Origin of the sequence: Clostridium celatum DSM 1785, assembly GCF_000320405.1 — a bacterium.
Lineage (GTDB): Bacteria > Bacillota > Clostridia > Clostridiales > Clostridiaceae > Clostridium > Clostridium celatum.
In genome coordinates this window covers 26,880-43,789 of record NZ_KB291650.1, presented here as the reverse complement: position 1 = coordinate 43,789, position 16,910 = coordinate 26,880, and the positions used below count along the sequence as shown (strand labels likewise).

General features: G+C 27.4%; 16 protein-coding genes. 4 read left to right on the top strand and 12 right to left on the bottom strand.

Annotated elements, in window-relative coordinates; translation table 11 throughout:
• Positions 1-208 precede the first annotated feature (208 nt).
• Positions 209-1,711 carry a stage V sporulation protein B gene (gene spoVB, locus HMPREF0216_RS09770; RefSeq protein ID WP_005213886.1) on the top strand — a complete coding sequence of 501 codons (1,503 nt, stop codon included), beginning with the start codon at positions 209-211 and terminating at the stop codon, positions 1,709-1,711.
• 94 nt (positions 1,712-1,805) lie between these two features.
• Here the strand turns inward: spoVB and HMPREF0216_RS09765 are convergent, their stop codons facing one another.
• From HMPREF0216_RS09765 to HMPREF0216_RS09745, 5 genes are all read right to left on the bottom strand, one after another.
• On the bottom strand, positions 1,806-3,410 hold the full coding sequence (locus HMPREF0216_RS09765) for a putative polysaccharide biosynthesis protein (RefSeq protein ID WP_005213885.1): 1,605 nt from the start codon (positions 3,408-3,410) through the stop codon (positions 1,806-1,808).
• Between the two features lie 17 nt (positions 3,411-3,427).
• On the bottom strand, positions 3,428-4,396 hold the full coding sequence (locus tag HMPREF0216_RS09760; RefSeq protein WP_005213884.1) for an RluA family pseudouridine synthase: 969 nt from the start codon (positions 4,394-4,396) through the stop codon (positions 3,428-3,430).
• 68 nt (positions 4,397-4,464) lie between these two features.
• Positions 4,465-5,646 (bottom strand): M20 metallopeptidase family protein, encoded by a 1,182-nt coding sequence (locus tag HMPREF0216_RS09755; protein ID WP_005213883.1) that lies wholly within the window; start codon positions 5,644-5,646, stop codon positions 4,465-4,467.
• Positions 5,647-5,791: 145 nt separating this feature from the next.
• Positions 5,792-6,172, bottom strand: a complete 381-nt coding sequence (locus HMPREF0216_RS09750; RefSeq protein WP_005213882.1) for a hypothetical protein — start codon at positions 6,170-6,172, stop codon at positions 5,792-5,794.
• 18 nt (positions 6,173-6,190) lie between these two features.
• On the bottom strand, positions 6,191-8,188 hold the full coding sequence (locus tag HMPREF0216_RS09745) for an ATP-dependent helicase (RefSeq protein WP_005213881.1): 1,998 nt from the start codon (positions 8,186-8,188) through the stop codon (positions 6,191-6,193).
• 121 nt (positions 8,189-8,309) lie between these two features.
• On the opposite strand from HMPREF0216_RS09745, the gene HMPREF0216_RS09740 reads away from it, so the two are divergent.
• The gene (locus HMPREF0216_RS09740; protein ID WP_005213880.1) at positions 8,310-9,776 is read left to right on the top strand and encodes a nicotinate phosphoribosyltransferase; all 1,467 of its coding nucleotides are present in this window, start codon (positions 8,310-8,312) and stop codon (positions 9,774-9,776) included.
• Positions 9,777-9,891: 115 nt separating this feature from the next.
• On the opposite strand, the gene HMPREF0216_RS09735 is transcribed toward HMPREF0216_RS09740, so the two are convergent.
• The gene (locus HMPREF0216_RS09735; RefSeq protein WP_040419619.1) at positions 9,892-10,110 is read right to left on the bottom strand and encodes a hypothetical protein; all 219 of its coding nucleotides are present in this window, start codon (positions 10,108-10,110) and stop codon (positions 9,892-9,894) included.
• Between the two features lie 188 nt (positions 10,111-10,298).
• Positions 10,299-10,631 carry a hypothetical protein gene (locus HMPREF0216_RS09730; RefSeq protein WP_005213878.1) on the bottom strand — a complete coding sequence of 111 codons (333 nt, stop codon included), beginning with the start codon at positions 10,629-10,631 and terminating at the stop codon, positions 10,299-10,301.
• A gap of 232 nt (positions 10,632-10,863) precedes the next feature.
• Between HMPREF0216_RS09730 and perR the strand changes: the two genes are divergently transcribed.
• Both perR and HMPREF0216_RS09720 read left to right on the top strand, forming a co-directional pair.
• Positions 10,864-11,268 carry a transcriptional regulator PerR gene (perR, locus tag HMPREF0216_RS09725; protein ID WP_005213877.1) on the top strand — a complete coding sequence of 135 codons (405 nt, stop codon included), beginning with the start codon at positions 10,864-10,866 and terminating at the stop codon, positions 11,266-11,268.
• A gap of 78 nt (positions 11,269-11,346) precedes the next feature.
• A complete protein-coding gene (locus HMPREF0216_RS09720) occupies positions 11,347-12,267 on the top strand; it encodes a hypothetical protein (RefSeq protein WP_005213876.1) in 921 nt (306 codons plus the stop codon).
• 162 nt (positions 12,268-12,429) lie between these two features.
• Here HMPREF0216_RS09720 and HMPREF0216_RS09715 read toward each other — a convergent pair whose 3' ends face one another.
• The 5 genes from HMPREF0216_RS09715 to lon form a co-directional block, all read right to left on the bottom strand.
• The gene (locus HMPREF0216_RS09715; protein ID WP_005213875.1) at positions 12,430-12,927 is read right to left on the bottom strand and encodes a hypothetical protein; all 498 of its coding nucleotides are present in this window, start codon (positions 12,925-12,927) and stop codon (positions 12,430-12,432) included.
• A 112-nt stretch (positions 12,928-13,039) separates the two neighbouring features.
• Complete coding sequence (locus HMPREF0216_RS09710; protein WP_005213874.1) at positions 13,040-13,339, bottom strand: hypothetical protein; 300 nt, start codon at positions 13,337-13,339, stop codon at positions 13,040-13,042.
• Positions 13,340-13,363: 24 nt separating this feature from the next.
• On the bottom strand, positions 13,364-13,747 hold the full coding sequence (locus tag HMPREF0216_RS09705; protein ID WP_005213873.1) for a hypothetical protein: 384 nt from the start codon (positions 13,745-13,747) through the stop codon (positions 13,364-13,366).
• Positions 13,748-13,897: 150 nt separating this feature from the next.
• The gene (yihA, locus tag HMPREF0216_RS09700) at positions 13,898-14,518 is read right to left on the bottom strand and encodes a ribosome biogenesis GTP-binding protein YihA/YsxC (protein WP_005213872.1); all 621 of its coding nucleotides are present in this window, start codon (positions 14,516-14,518) and stop codon (positions 13,898-13,900) included.
• The gene (gene lon, locus HMPREF0216_RS09695; protein ID WP_005213871.1) at positions 14,508-16,835 is read right to left on the bottom strand and encodes an endopeptidase La; all 2,328 of its coding nucleotides are present in this window, start codon (positions 16,833-16,835) and stop codon (positions 14,508-14,510) included. Before lon ends, yihA begins: the two co-directional genes overlap by 11 nt.
• Positions 16,836-16,910 lie beyond the last annotated feature (75 nt).

Sequence of the window (16,910 nt, the reverse complement as noted above, 5' to 3'; positions counted from 1 at the left end):
ATTACTTAATACAAAAATTTATATTAATCATATTCCTTTATTTTACTGAATAAGTATTAATGTAATTTAACATAAATATCATTTATATGTATATTACTTATTAAATATAGTTAATTAAGCTTGTATACTCACTTAAGAATTATCTTTTTAAAACTTAAGTTTCATTAACAAGGCTATAATTTAAAATCTTACTTAGGGGGGAATCTATTTGGAAAAGGATAATTTCTTTAAAAACTCATTTTTTTTAACCGCATCAAATATTACCACTGGTATTTTAGGCTTTATTTTTTCTATTTATTTATCAAAGATTAGTGGACCTGAAGGTGTGGCACTTTACGGTTTAGTAATGCCTATATATAACCTTTTTATATGTCTTATGACTGCTGGCGTGATTGCTGCTATCTCTCAACGTTCTGCAATATATTCATCTAAAGGCGAATATAATAATTTATTTAAAACAATACGTACAGTAGCTTCCTTTAATATAATCTGGGCAGTTATAATAGGTATTCTAGTATTTATATTATCTCCTTACATAAGTAAATACGGAATACAAGATACCCGTACATTAAACGCTATTAGAGTTACTTGTCCTGCAATGATATTTATAGCTCTTTCCAACATATTAAAAGGATATTTTTATGGTATATCAAAAATAGTAGTTCCTGCTTTTGTTGACATCTTTGAAAAAGCTATGAGAATAATTATTATAAGCTTATTAGTTTATGTATTTAAAGCACAAACACTTTCTTCTTTAGTTACATTAGCGTACGTTTCACTAGCACTTGGTGAGTTGCAAAGTTTACTTTTGCTTTATGCTTATTATAAAAAAATATCAAAACAACTTCCTAAAAGCTATGAAAAAACAGAAAGTAGAGCTCAATTACTTTTTAATGTTTTAGTAATTTCACTTCCACTTTGTTTAAATGGTTTTTTATCTAATGGCTTTTCAACTATTTCAACACTAATAGTACCACGTCAATTGGTTGCTTCTGGTATTGATTATAGCGCGGCTCTAAATTTAATAGGAAAATTTTCTGGTATGGCTCTTACTATAGTTACTTTTCCCCTAATAGTTGTTAATTCTATAAATTCACTTTTAGTTCCTGATTTATCTAAAAGTATAAGTGAAGGAGATTATTATAATGCTACACATAGAATTAAAACAGTTTTAAAGATAGCCTTTTTACTAGGAATGGCAACTAATATTATTTGCTTGGTAATACCTGATTCTTTAGGTATGATGTTTTTCGGAAGAGATGACTTAGGACTTTATATAAAACTTTCTTCATTATCAGCACCAATTTTTTTCACCGCTAATACAATGTTTGGTATTTTAAATGGTCTAAATAGACAAAGTATAATCCTTAGAAATTCTATTATAGTATCTGTAGTCGAAGTTATTTGCCTTTATACATTAACTGCTATTCCTAGCATAAATATTTTTTCTTATGCAATAACTATATGTATTACCTCATCCATTAGCTTAATAATAAATTTACATGAAGTAAAAAAGCATATCGATCTAAATATATGCACGGCTAACATTATTATCTTCTTTCTTACAGGAGTTTTAGTATTTCTTATGATAAGATTATTTGCTAACAGACTCTTAGGCGATTTATTTATTACTAAAAACATAATAATTTTAGTTTTAACTTATGGAATTTTTGCTTATTTAAGTAGATTTGGTATAGACGAAGATTTTTAAAAAATTTCCTAGGAAATCTTTTAATCATAAGATTTTATTTCACAAAAAAGAGTTTGTAGTTAATTTCTACAAACTCTTTTTATTATTTAAAATATTACATTTTTTTACGTAAAAATCTTGGTAATAATGTAAATAGCTTAGGTGAAAACCCATCTAAGTCCTTTTTAGTTATTCCACCTAAGAAAATAGAAATTAATAAATATACAATTCCTCCTATAGCAACTAAAAATAATACCATAAAAGTAATTGAAAGCCTTCCACCTTCAAATATATTTATTAATCTATTAAGTGGCATTCTTATACTATAAATAACTATCCCCATTACACAAGATGATATAAAAGGAATTATGGCAAGTCTTATTACAGGAATTTTAATTCTAAATATTCTTCTTAATCTATTTTGATTTATTATTGCTGGAATTAAAAATGTAAAGAAAGTTGCTATTACAGCACCTAAAATATTTATTTCCTTAATACCAACAAGTAAAGATTCTATGACTAATTTAATTACAACACCTATAAAAGCTGTTGTTAATACTAAATATAGCTTATTTATACCCTGTAATATTGTATTTTGAATAGTTGTAATAGACATTAAAATTAATACTACTGACCCATACATTAGTAAATTATATCCATTTGTAGATCCAAATATCATGATATATATTTCTTTACTTAATATAGCAAGACCAAATGCAGATGGAATTGTTATTAAATAAGTTAATTTATAAGTATATGCAATTTGTACTTTTAACTCTTTTCTATTCCTACTTGTAAATGCCTGAATTATTTTTGGGAATACAGCAGAGCTTAATGCAGTTACTATGGCTAATGGAACGTATAATAACGTATTATAAAATACTAAAACTGCATATCTAATACTAGCCTCACTCTCCGTAAAACCTGAATCTAATAATTTCCCTTTTACAACTATAGCATCAACTAATGAACTTGCATTTTGCATACCTGCCACTAATATAATTGGTAATCCATATGCGATAAGCTTTTTTAATATTTTTTTATCACTTAATTGCTTATCACTATTATCATTTTCTATAGCCTCATCTTCATAATCATATTTATTATATATATATATTATGTATACTACAGCTATAATGGCCCCTACAGTAGTTCCTACAGTTCCTCCTGCGCTTCCCCATTCAATACTTACCTTAATTAGTAAAAATGCAAAAACTAAACTTATTACTATATTTGCTATTTGTTCTATAACTTGAGATACTGCTAAATTTTTCATATCTTCAATTCCTTGAAGGTATCCTCTATAAGCTGCTAATATACAGCTAAACAGTATAGTAGGTGCCAAAAATATAAGAGATAACGATGCTCTTTCCCAATCAGTTGCTTTTGCAAGAGGCTTTGCTATCAATATAAATATTACTGTTATGGCTCCACCTATTATAATTAAATATTTTCTTGCAATTTTCATAGCTCTTAATGCATCTTTATGATGTCCCATTGCTCTAAGTTCAGAAACAACTTTAGTAACTGCTGGTTGTGCTCCAAGACTTGTTATCGCCAGTATAAATACAAAATAAGTATAACTTGCTTGATATATTCCTATTGCATCGTCTCCAATAATTGCCTTTAGTACCGGAACATACGCAGCTGATAATATTTTAACTAATATTCCCGCTACAGATAATATAAGAAAACTACGACCCAATGATTTCTCTTCCATAACTTACCCCTTTTATGTTATATAGTTACCCTAAATACATCCTTTCTAATCTTTTTAAACATTGGAGGTAGAGATTCTGCTATTGTCTTATTCTTTAAATATTCAAGCTTTCCTTCTCCACCTTTAAATATAAGTTTATATGCATAAAGGTATTGATAATTTAATCCAAACTTATTATCAAAGAATGAATTAAGTTTTTTATCACCATATTTAAAATCACCTATAATTGGATTTCCTAAATGAGCTAAATGAGCTCTTATTTGATGACTTCTACCAGTTATTAAATCAATCTCTAAAAGTGAAAAACTTCCACAAGTTTGTACTGTTTTAACTTCCATAGCAATTTCTTTTGTATTAGGTTTCTTTTCATCATAAACTTTAGATATATTTTCATTTTCATCCTTAGAAATATATCCTTTATATAATCCGTCTTTAATTTTGCCTTTAACTAACGCATTATAATATTTCTTTACTTTTCCTTCTCTTATCATTTCATTCATAGTTCTTAATGCTTCGAAATTTTTACCAAATATTACAACACCTGATGTATTTCTATCTAATCTATTACAAGGTGCTGGAGTAAATGTTTTTTCTCTTTCTGGTATATAATCCCCTTTATTATTTAGGTAAGATAATACATAATCTGTAAGTGAAGGCTCTGCTCCCTTTTGATCTGGATGAACTAAAACTCCAGGCCATTTTTCAACTATTAATATATTATCATCTTCATAGGTAATCATTAGCCCACTTGCATTAACTTTTATAAATGTATCTACTTTCTTTTCTTGCTTACTTTGAAGATATTTGATTTCGATAACATCACCTAATTCTAAAGAGTAATTTTCTTTCTTTTTAAGCCCATTTACTCTTACATCACCTTTTCTTAAAGCTTTAAAAATTGCACTTAATGGTACATCCTTTAAATACTTTCTTAAAAATTTATCAAGTCTTTGACCTGCTTCATTTGTTCCTATTTCAATTTTCAAAAAATCAACTCCTATAACTTATCTACTTGTATATATTTTCCCCATTGTAATAGATTAATATTATTTTCTCATCTTGTCAAATAATCCACAACAAATTCACATTGTATAGCTACCCCTAAAGATAAACATTCTTCGTCTATATCAAATAAACTATTATGTGCTGGATGAATTATTCCTTTAGTTTCATTCCTACATCCTAAGAAATAAAATACAGCCGGAACTTCATTTGCAAAATATGCAAAACTTTCAACTCCCATTTTAGGATTTTCTTGAACCTTAACTCCTTCTTCTCCTAATACTTTCTTAGCTGAACTTTCTAATAAAGAAACCATAGTATCATCATTATATAAGCAAGGATAAGAATCTTCTATTTCAATCTCAGCTTTAGCTCTAAAAGTCAAACAAATGCCATCAACTATTTCCTTTAATCTTTTTTTTGCAAACTCTCTATCAGTCATACTCATAGTTCTTATAATTCCACTTAAAGTAACTTCTCCTGGAATTATATTAGGAGCTGTTCCCCCATGAATACTTCCTATTGTCACTACTGCTGGATTTAAAGGATTTATTTCCCTACTTACTATATCTTGAAGAGAAGTTATTATATGCCCTGCTATTACAATTGGATCTACTGTATCTTTTGGATATGCCCCATGTCCACCTGATCCTATAATTTTTATGCTAAAAGGATTGGATGCTGCATTAACAGTTCCTCGTCTTACTTTAATTTCTCCAGAATTAAAACATTCATCTACATGAAGACCACAAATAGCATCAACATTTGGATTCTTTAACACACCTTCTTCTATCATATTTTTGGCTCCACCTGTAGTTTCTTCTGCTGGTTCAAAAATTAACTTAACAGTTCCACCAAAAAGTTCTTTATGCTTATTTAACAAAATACTAACTCCTAATAATATAGCAGTATGTCCATCATGACCACATGCGTGCATTTTTCCACTTATCCTAGATGAATATTTACAACTCTTTTTATCTTCAATAGGTAGGGCATCTATATCTGCTCTCAATGCAACAACCTTTTCATTCTCTAATTTCTTTTCACCTCTTATTATTCCACATACTCCTGTTTTAGCAAATTCTTTATACTCTATTCCTTCTCTTGTCAATATTTCTTTTATATATCTAGAAGTGTTTTCCTCTTCAAATCCTAACTCTGGATGTTGGTGTAAATACCTCCTTATACTTATTAACTCTTTTTCCATGCTTATTGCTTCATTCTTAAAATTCATATTGTATCCCCCAATTTAAATAAGATAAAATTGTGTCAAATTATAAATTATATATATTATTTATATTTAAAATTGTATATTATGATAAATTTGACACAATCTACTAAAATTATATATTATCAGATATTATTTTTCAATTAATTGCTTATTTTAGTAACTTTTCCAATTGATAAAGTCTAAGCCTATCACTTTGTTCAAAATTTTCACTAGACCTTCTTTTCTCTAATAACTTCATATATTCATCATATTGCGCATCACCAAGTTTTTCTCTTATTACATTTAATTCACACTCTCTAATATACTCTCTTTCTTCTTGAGAAATCACTTCATAATTATCTAATTTTTCAATTATACCTTCTAAGTTCTTCTTATTTTCATTAGTTAAAAGGCTTTCATTTTTTTCAATAAAATTTTTTATTTTTTCAGCCTCCTTTGGAGATGCATAAGCTCCAATTGTAAATATATTTAAAGTTAGTACTAATGAAATTATAACTAAAATAAATTTATTAGTGTTTTTTCTATTCATAACAAACTCTCCATATCTTTATTTTATAATAATTATTAAATTATTTTCCATTAGTATTCTTAATGAAAAACTTCTAGGAATATCATTTTTAAAATCTAATGTAATTCTATCACCTTCAATATTTTTTACTTTAGCATCACCATATTGCCTATGATATACAAAATCTCCTTTTTTAATTCCATAGTTAGTAACATTACTTTCCTCCTCTAGTTTACTTTCAAAAATAAATCTAGACACATCACTAAATTTTCCTCTAATATTCTTTGGCGTAAATACATACAGATTTTCAATCGCTCTTGTCATCCCTACATAAAATAACCTTCTTTCTTCTTCTATATTAGTATCCATTGAAGATTTATGTGGTATAGTTTCTTCATCACAATTTATTATAAATACATTTTTAAATTCCATACCTTTTACACCATGTATTGTACTTAAAACGACTCCATCCGATACAACTTTACTCTTTTCTATTTCATCTTTTACATTTTCAACATGAATCAAAAATTCATTTATAGTTTTAAATCCATCAATGGCACCTTTAAATTCTTCAACTATATCCTCTAAATCACTAAAACTCTGATTAAACTTACTTGCATATTCCCTTAAGTAATCTATATATCCTAAAGTCGAAATTATACATTGCACTGCACTACCTAATGATACTTTATTTAAATAAATTATATCCCTTTTTAAATCATCTAATTTCTTAGCTTGAAATGGTGGTATATCCTTTTTAGTAATTAATATATCAAAACAATTTCTTTCTTCTAAATATGTTTTTACATAACTTATATTATTTTTACTAACATATCTAAATGGTTTATTAATTATTGAAACAAAAGCATCTCTATCACACATATTAATTGATAATTTTAAATAATTAATAATATCCTTACATATAAAGTGTTCAAAAAAGTTATATCCCTTATCTAATAATACAAATGGTATCTTTCTTCTTGAAAAGACATCTATAATACATCTAGCTTCCATATTAGTTCTATATAATACTGCATTATTTTTAAAGTCTTCATTGCTAAAAGATTTTATTATACTTGCTATTTCTTCTCCTTGAATATTTTCATTGTACGGTTTTATCAGTTTAATTATCCCATTCTGTTTATTAAATGCTATTATTTCTTTATTATTTCTACCTTTATTATATGCTATTATATTTTTAGATATTTCAATTATATTTTTCTTACTTCTATAATTAATAGATAAATAAACCTTCTTTCCATCTTTAAATACCTTCTCAAAGTCTACCATATACTCTGGTTTAGATCCTCTAAATGAATATATACACTGATCTTCATCTCCTACTGCAAAAAGTTCATTTTTCTCTCCATTCATCATTTTCAAAAACTCAACTTGAAGTTCATCACAATCTTGAAATTCATCAACTAATATATATTTAAATAATCTCTTATATCTCTCTAGTAATTCATTATTATTTTTAAATAAATACAAGGTTCTAACTGATAAATCATCAAAATCCCAAAGCTTTTCCCTTTCCTTATAGGTTTCATATTGTTCATAACAAGCCTTGAATATTTCTATAGAAGTTGATGGCTTAAAATTCTCCAAGTTTCCTAAAGATGTTTTGTATAACGATATATTATTTAATACCTCTCTTACTCTATCATCATTTACATCATCAAAATATTTTGATAACACGCCCTTAATTATTCCATGGCTTTTATTAGAATCTATTATTTTTATTTCATGTCCCTCTCTTAATAAAATCTTATAAAATAATCCATGAAATGTTCCAAAAAAAGGTGCATCTTCTTTATTAAATATATTTTTATATCTTAATTTCATATTTTCTGCTGCTGCTCTTGTAAAAGTTATCACTATAATATTAAAAGCTTTTACACCTCTATTTTCTATTAAATTATTCACTCTATTTATTATTACTGTAGTTTTTCCTGAACCTGGTGCTGCAACTACTAAGACATTTTTATCATTTATATTTACAGCTTTTTCTTGAAATTTATCTAATTGTATTTTCATACTAACTCCTTTTTTCCTTCGATACTTTTAATTATTACCTATAATATAAATAACTATATTGTAATAATTTATATATAGTTGTACAATATCTTTAGGTATTTTTCAATATAAGGAGATTAAAATGGAAACTTTAATGAGATTCGATGTTACTAACGAGAGAAATCTTACTATGCTTGTGGATTTCTACGAATTAACAATGGCAAATGGATATTTTAATAAAGGTGTACAAGATAGAATAGCCTATTTTGATATGTATTTTAGAAGGGTTCCAGATGGCGGTGGATACTGTATAATGGCTGGTGTTGACCAACTTATACAATATTTAAACAATCTAACCTTTACTGATTCTGATATTAAATATTTAGAAAGTAAAAATTTATTTTCTGAAGAATTTTTAAATTACTTAAGAAACTTTAAGTTTTCTTGTGATGTTTGGGCAATTCCTGAAGGTAATCCTGTTTTCCCAAATCAACCTTTAGTTACAGTGAGAGGACCTGTGGTACAAGCTCAATTTATCGAAACAATGATTCTTCTAACTATTAACCACCAAACTTTAATAGCAACTAAAGCAAATAGAATTTGTAGAGCGGCTGATGGTAGAACTGTCATGGAATTTGGTTCTAGACGTGCTCAAGGATATGATGGTGCTATTTATGGTGCAAGAGCTTCTATAATAGGTGGATGTGATTCAACTGCTTGTACTATAGCTGATAAATACTTCAATGTTCCTGCAGTTGGTACAATGGCACATAGTTGGGTTCAGTTATTTGATACAGAATTTGAAGCCTTTAGTGCATGGGCTGAAACTTACCCAGATAATTGTTCTTTGCTTATAGATACTTATAATGTGTTGAAATCTGGTTTACCTAATGCTATTAAAGTATTTGATGAAATCCTAAAACCTCTTGGTAAGAGACCTAAAGGAATTAGAATTGATTCCGGTGATATTACCTATTTAACTAAAAAATGCAGAAAAATTTTAGATGCTGCTGGTTATGAAGATTGTAAAATTATAGTTTCTAATTCTTTAGATGAACATATAATTAGAGATGTATTATCTCAAGGTGCATGTATTGATTCTTTTGGAGTTGGTGAGAGACTTATAACTGCAAAATCAGAACCTGTTTTCGGTGGTGTATATAAATTAGTTGCTGTTGAAAAAGATTCAACTATAATTCCAAAAATAAAAATTAGTGAAAATAGCGAGAAAATAACTAACCCTGGTTTTAAAAAGATTTATAGATTATTTGATAAAGATACTGATATTGCAATTGCTGATATAATTGCTTTAAATGACGAAATTATAGATGAAAATTCAGAACTAGAAATATTTGATCCAGTTCATACTTGGAAAAGAAAGAAAATTAATAATTTTTATGTAAAAGACTTACTTGTAAAAATATTTGAAAATGGAAAACAAGTTTACTCATCTCCATCAGTTTTAGAAATTAAAGAATTTTCTAAAAAGGAAACATCTAAACTTTGGCCTGAAATATTAAGATTTGAAAATCCACATACTTATTATGTAGATTTATCGCCAAACCTTTGGAATTTAAAACAAGAATTACTTATAAAACAATCTAAATAGAAAATAAGGATGAAACTTCAAGTTTCATCCTTATTTTTTTATTTAATCTTTGCTTATAAAGCTTATATCATTCTAATTTTATCTTATAATGTATTAACAAAATAATACTATTTTTCTATCTATATTTGCCATAAGATGATATCATATAATCTAAATTTTCATCTTTTGAATATGCAAATTCTTCGTCTATTACATCCTTAAATACTATTTTTTCAGTTAATAAATGTTCAATAAATGGACATGTTTCATTATTATTTTTTATCGGATTCATTGGACATTCTTTATTACAACTTATATTTTCTTTTTTACTTGACCAAAAAGGACATTTACTCATAACCCACAACCCCCACACACCGTTTGTAAACGAATTACAAGGTAATTATATACCATTTTATATAAAAAATAAACCTTTTATTTATTTTTTATACATTATATTAATAATATACCATATTTATTATATAAATCAACATTTTTCCTTATTTAATATACAAAAAGCCTCCCTTTTACAGGAAGCTTTCTTTATTATATTCTTTTAAGTGCTGTATTCTTAGCAACTGAAATATTTATTATTTCATTTTGGAATGCTTTTAATAAAGCTTTTTCTAAAACTTTTTCTTGATCAAAATTTTCTATATCTCTACATTCTGCAAATACTTTATTAAGTTCTCCATCTACATTTGTATAAGTTAATGTAACATAAGGCTTATCGTATTCTACTTTTTCAATTTTTAATCCCCAAGAAATTTGAGCATAATCTCCATCTACTGATAGACATGTAAGTTTCTTTAATTTTTCACTTTGTTCTGTTGGATCATTAATTATTAGTAATTCATCGCCTACTTTATATTTAGACATAAATAATCTCCTCCTTTTATTACTCGCTTCTATTACATTTTAATATTTTGTGTAACAAACCAAAGAAATATGTAGCATTTCTTATGATATTTCTATTTCAATTTAACATATTAAGTATATTTTTACAATAATAAATTTGACTAAATATTTTTATTATTTAATAAATATTATTGACAAATAATTGTATTTAGAAATATAATATAATTAAATTATTATAGGAAGGTGTCTATATATGGATGATATCATTTTAACGTTTAAAGAAAAAAAACTTAAATTAACCCCTCAAAGACTTGCTGTTTATCAATATTTAAAGGGAACTTTAGAACATCCTTCAGCAGAAACAATTTATAAAGCTCTACAACCTAACTATCCAACTATGAGCTTAGCTACAGTTTATAAAACTCTAAAAACTCTAGTAGAAATAGGCTTAGTTCAAGAATTAAATGTTGGAGAAGGTAATTTTAGATATGATGCAAATTATCATGAACACGCTCATGTTCAATGTGTAAATTGTGGCAAAGTTGAAGATATAGATTTTATAGATTTTTCATCTTTAAATAATTTAGTAGAAGAAAAAACAAATTATAAAATTAAATTTAATAAATTATTCTTTTATGGAGAATGTAATGAATGTTAGTAGATTTTATCTGCTAACATTTTTTTATTTTTAGTATTTATAACAAACTATTTACATATATTAGACTGAGGTGATATTATGTCCAAATTTATGGTTTTGAAAAATAATACAATTTTAATAATATCTATAGCTATTATCTTTATTTTAATTAATATCTTTTTTTTATTTAAGTTTAAATCTACTTCTACATTTTCCCATTTTGAAACTGTACATAATAAAGTAGAATTTGATTTTGATGGAGATGGTAACGCTGATACCCTAAACGTAATTTCTAACAACTCCACTTATTCATTAAACTTTAAAAGTTCAAAACTTGATATACTATTAAAAAGCAAAAAAAATGATTATTCTCTACTTGATGTTTCACCTTATTGTAATATTAAAATTCAAACAGCTCATTTAAGTAGAAGTAATATCCCAGAAGTAATTATCATGGGAATTAAAAATAATATTCCTACAACATATATTTTTAAATGGAATGGATATGATTTTGAGGAAATATTAATGTCAAATAAAAACATATTTGGAATACTTGATTATAATAATTCTAGAACACCTAAAATATTAGACACTCTATCCGATAAAGGAAATGAAAGTACTAGTGGATATATTTTAAACAATAATACATTAAAAAATATAAATTTTTCTTCTCCCTCAATCCCTTCCCTGGGCGAAATTCAAATTCTTATAGATTTGATACAAGCTGAATATGAACTTAGTGAAACACCAGATATATTTAGCTCCTTTATTTCTAGTGAAGAACTTTCATTACTTTGGAAGTTGGATAAAGAAACTTTTCACTATACTTTCATTAATGGCTATTTTTTCGATTCAACTTGGGATGAAGAAGGGTATCCAACCACAATTTATTGGATACTATCCTTTAAAAAATCTACTTATACAAATCCAGATAATAAAAATAGTGAAATTATAATTTCAGCTAAAGTAGTTCTAGATGAACTAGGAGAGTTTAAAATTTCATCATTAAAAAAAATTTAATTATTTATATATTTAAAAATTAAAAGGTCGCATTATAAATGCGACCTAAAAGGGGGATGGGGGGGTTTAGCTTTCATGAAGATTTCTCTTCATATGCTATAGGAGAATACTTCTCCGGTACATTAATATTATTTACAGTTCCATTTTTTTTATACATAATAATTAATCATCAAAAACTCCATTATTATATGAGTCAATTACCTTATCTATAAAAATTGCTTTATCTCCTGTTACAATGCTTCTAATGGCCTTCAACATTTGTATGTTTTCATCATTTCTTATTGGATTATTTACTTCACTTCTTACTGAGCTATCTCTATCATCTTCCATATCACTATTATTTTCTTCACTATTTTTACTCATATTGCTATTATTTCTTTGATCCATATTTCCCATCATATTTTGTAAATTTCCTAAATTGAAATTATTAAAATCAAATCCTTGTGTGTTCATTGACTGTAACATGCTATTAATTTGGTTCATATCAATATTACCAAGCATACTCAATAACTGATTTGGATTTATACCAAATGGATTATTAAACTGTTGTCTATTGTTCATATTATTCATATTATTATTTACATTATTATTCATAGAACTTCTATTATCACTATTAATTTCTCTTCTAGTATTCCTATTTTTATGTTTCCGCTTTGACATTTACTCTCCTCCTATTACAAACTGCCTTACTCCATTATATGTAATTAATTTATATATGTTATAAAAAAGGGCATTTTTTTGGAGGGTTTAACAAAACCCTCCATCCTCTTAACTAGCAGCAGCAGTTACTTTCACAGCAGCAATTGTTTCCTCCGTAGTTACCTCCAAATAGGTTTCCGTAGGATCCACCACATAGTAAGAATAATAAGATAATTAAATATGAGCAATTGTTGTTAAGAATGCCTGAGCCACAAGCTATAAGCAAGAATATAATTGGTGCAACACAATTATTTAAACCACCAAATACATTACCACATCCACCAACATTGTTTTGATTACAACAACATGGTTCACAACATGGTTGACAGCATGGTTGACAGCAACAATTCTTTTTATCTCTCTTCTTTGACATAGTTATTTATCCTCCTTCCTACCTCTAATATAATCCACCACAAGCTCCATCGAAGCCTGTGCCGTATCCAAATCCATTACCAACTCCATTACATCCATTGCATCCATTACATAAGAATAAGATAACTAGTAAGAATAAATATCCTCCACCACAATTACCTAATCCACCAAATAAGCCACCTTGTCCATAGCCACCACCGCAGCCACAACTATTTTGTGCACATCCATAGCCTGTATTTCCACCACATGCACCTGCATTAGAATAGAAAAGAATTAATAATATCCATATCCAGCTTCCAAATCCACAGCCATTAACACCACAGTTTCCTACCATTCCACCTGGATTTACTGGAGGATAATCTGGACATTCACATGAGTTTAATCCATCAATGATATCATTCATTTGCATACTATATTCCTCCTAAGGATCAGATTTTATTTTTTTGTTTTTATACTATATACTATTCCGTATTATATTATTTGACACAATTTTCATCGATTCAAATTTACTAAATTTTATTTTTTATAAAATAAAAAGCTACCAAACGGTAGCTTTTTACTATTCAACATTATCCATTTCTTCTCTAATAGCTTCTTCTGATAAATCTGCAAATATATTATCTATTAATTCATCTTTTCCTTTTTTATTTAAAGATGAGAAGAAGTAAAACTTATCTGTATTTCCAAGCCCTAAAGTTTCCTTTATTAACTTTCTGCTCTTTCCTAATTCATTATTGGATAACTTATCACTTTTAGTAGCAATTACAATACAATCATAATCATAATGCTTAATCCACTCATACATCATTATATCATCAGCTGTTGGCTTATGTCTTGAATCAACTAAAAGTATAACTCTTTTTAATTCGTCTCTATCTGTAAGGTATGTCTCTATAGTCTTACCCCAACTTTCCTTTTCTTTCTTAGATACCTTAGCATAACCATATCCAGGTAAATCCACTAAGTAGAAATCATCATTTATTAAAAAGAAATTAATAAGTCTAGTCTTACCAGGCGTTTGAGAAACCTTAGCAAGCTTTCTTCTATTTGTTAAAGCGTTTATTATAGAACTTTTACCAACGTTAGATCTACCAACAAAGGCAATTTCATTTCTACCATCTATAGGATACTGATTCCTTTTTACAGCAGATATAATAAACTCCGATTTTTTAATTATCACTATACTCAACTCCAATTAATGCTTCTTCTAATACCTCTTCAACATGGCTTGCAAATATTAAATTTAACTTACCTTTTATTGAGGCTGGTATTTCATCTACATTTTTTTTATTTTCTTTAGGTAAAATAATTGTATCAATTCCTATTCTATGAGCAGCTAAACATTTTTCTTTAACTCCTCCAATTGCTAGAACTCTTCCTGTTAATGTAACTTCTCCAGTCATTGCAATATTTCCCTTAACTTTTCTTTTAGCTAAAGCTGAAACTAGTGCAGTAACTAACGTTACACCTGCAGATGGTCCATCCTTTGGTACAGCCCCTTCAGGAACATGTATATGAATATCATTTTTCTTATAAAAATCTTCAGGAATACTATATTTTTTAGCATTAGCTCTTACATAACTATATGCAGTTTTAGCTGATTCTTGCATTACAGCTCCAAGCTGACCTGTTAATTCTAGTTTTCCATTTCCTTTCATAACAGCTACCTCTACTGGAAGTGTATCTCCTCCATACGCTGTCCATGCAAGTCCAGTAACAACACCAATTTTATCTTCCATTTCTGATTTTTCAAACTCAAAAACTACTGGTCCTAAATATTTCTCTAATCTATTAGCAGTTATAGTTATACTATCTTTTTTAGATTTAACAAGTTCTGTTATAGCTTTTCTTATAACCTTATTAATTTGGCGATTTAATCCTCTAACTCCTGATTCTCTAGTATATCCATTAACAATTTCCTTAATAGCATTATCAGAAATTTTAATTTTATCTTCAGCTATATTTAATTCTTTTAATGCTCTTTTTATTAGATGATTCTTAGCTATATTAAACTTCTCTTCATAAGTATATCCACTTACTTCTATAACTTCCATTCTATCTAATAAAGGTCTTGGTATTGTATCTAAAGAATTAGCTGTAGTAACAAATAAAACATTAGATAAATCTAAATCTACTTCTAAAAAAGTATCTCTGAATGCTTTATTTTGTTTCTCATCTAAAACCTCAAGTAATGCATCTGCAGGACTTCCTTTGTAATCTTGACTTAATTTATCTATTTCATCAAGTAATATTAAAGGATTATTTACTTTAGCTTCTTTTAAAGCATATACAATTCTTCCTGGTATTGCTCCTACATAAGTTCTTCTATGTCCTCTTATTTCCGCTTCATCTTTTATTCCCCCTAAAGAAATTCTTACAAATTTTCTATTAAGAGAGTTTGCTAAGGAATTTGCAATGGAACTCTTTCCAACTCCAGGAGGCCCAACTAAACAAAGTATAGGTCCTTTTAATGTTTTAGTATATTGCTTAACAGCTAAATATTCTAAAATTCTAGTCTTCACTTCATCTAATCCATAGTGTTCTTCATCTAACATTTGAGAAGCTTTCTCTATATCAAAAGAATCCTTAGTTGCCTTACCCCAAGGCATTGCTAAAATCCAATCTAAATAATTTCTTATATTATTAGCTTCACCAGAACCAGAGGTTTTTAATCTATTTAATTCATTCTTAGCTTTTTCTTTTGCTTCTTTAGACATTTTTAATCTATCTATTTTTTCCTCATAGGCTTCGATTTCTTTTTTATCTTCATCTTCACCAAGCTCTTCTTGAATAACTTTTATTTGCTCCCTTAAAAAGTATTCCTTATTAGCCTTTTCAACCTTGTCCTTTACTTTTTCTCCTATAGACTTTTCAATAGTTATAACTTCAATTTCTTCATCAATAAAAGCAAGTAGTTTTTCTATTCTCTCATGAATATTAAGAGTTTCTAAAATTATTTGTTTTTTTGATTCTTCTAATTGTATATATGCAGCAATTAAATCGGTAATTTTACCTAAATTTTTCTCATGACTCATCATTTGAAGTACTTTACTATTGTCGCCTTCTGTTGCTTTAATATATGCTGAAAAAGCCTTCCCTAATTGATTTCTAAATGCAATATCCTCTGTGCTTTCTACTTCTTGTGAATCTTCTTCAACCTTTTTTATTAAAGCTTTCATATATTTATCATTTTCTACTACTTCTTCTAATGTAGCTCTTTCAACGCCTTCTACTAATACTCTAGTAACGTCTTTTGGTAGCTTTAATATTTGTTTTACTTTACATATAGTTCCTATAGAATAAATATCATCATATCCTGGTTCTTCAATCTCAGGATCTTTTTGTGCTACTAAAAATATTTTTCCACCTTGTAACATAACCTCTTCAAGAGCTTTTATAGACTTTTCTCTTCCAATATCAAAGTGTATTATCATATTGGGAAAAATAGTTATACCTCTTAGTGGAATCACAGGCATTTCAATTAAATTCTTATTCATTTTCCCCCTCCATTCAAATTTTCATTATACTACTTCTAACTTTTCTAGTATACACATAATATTTAACTTTTTCAA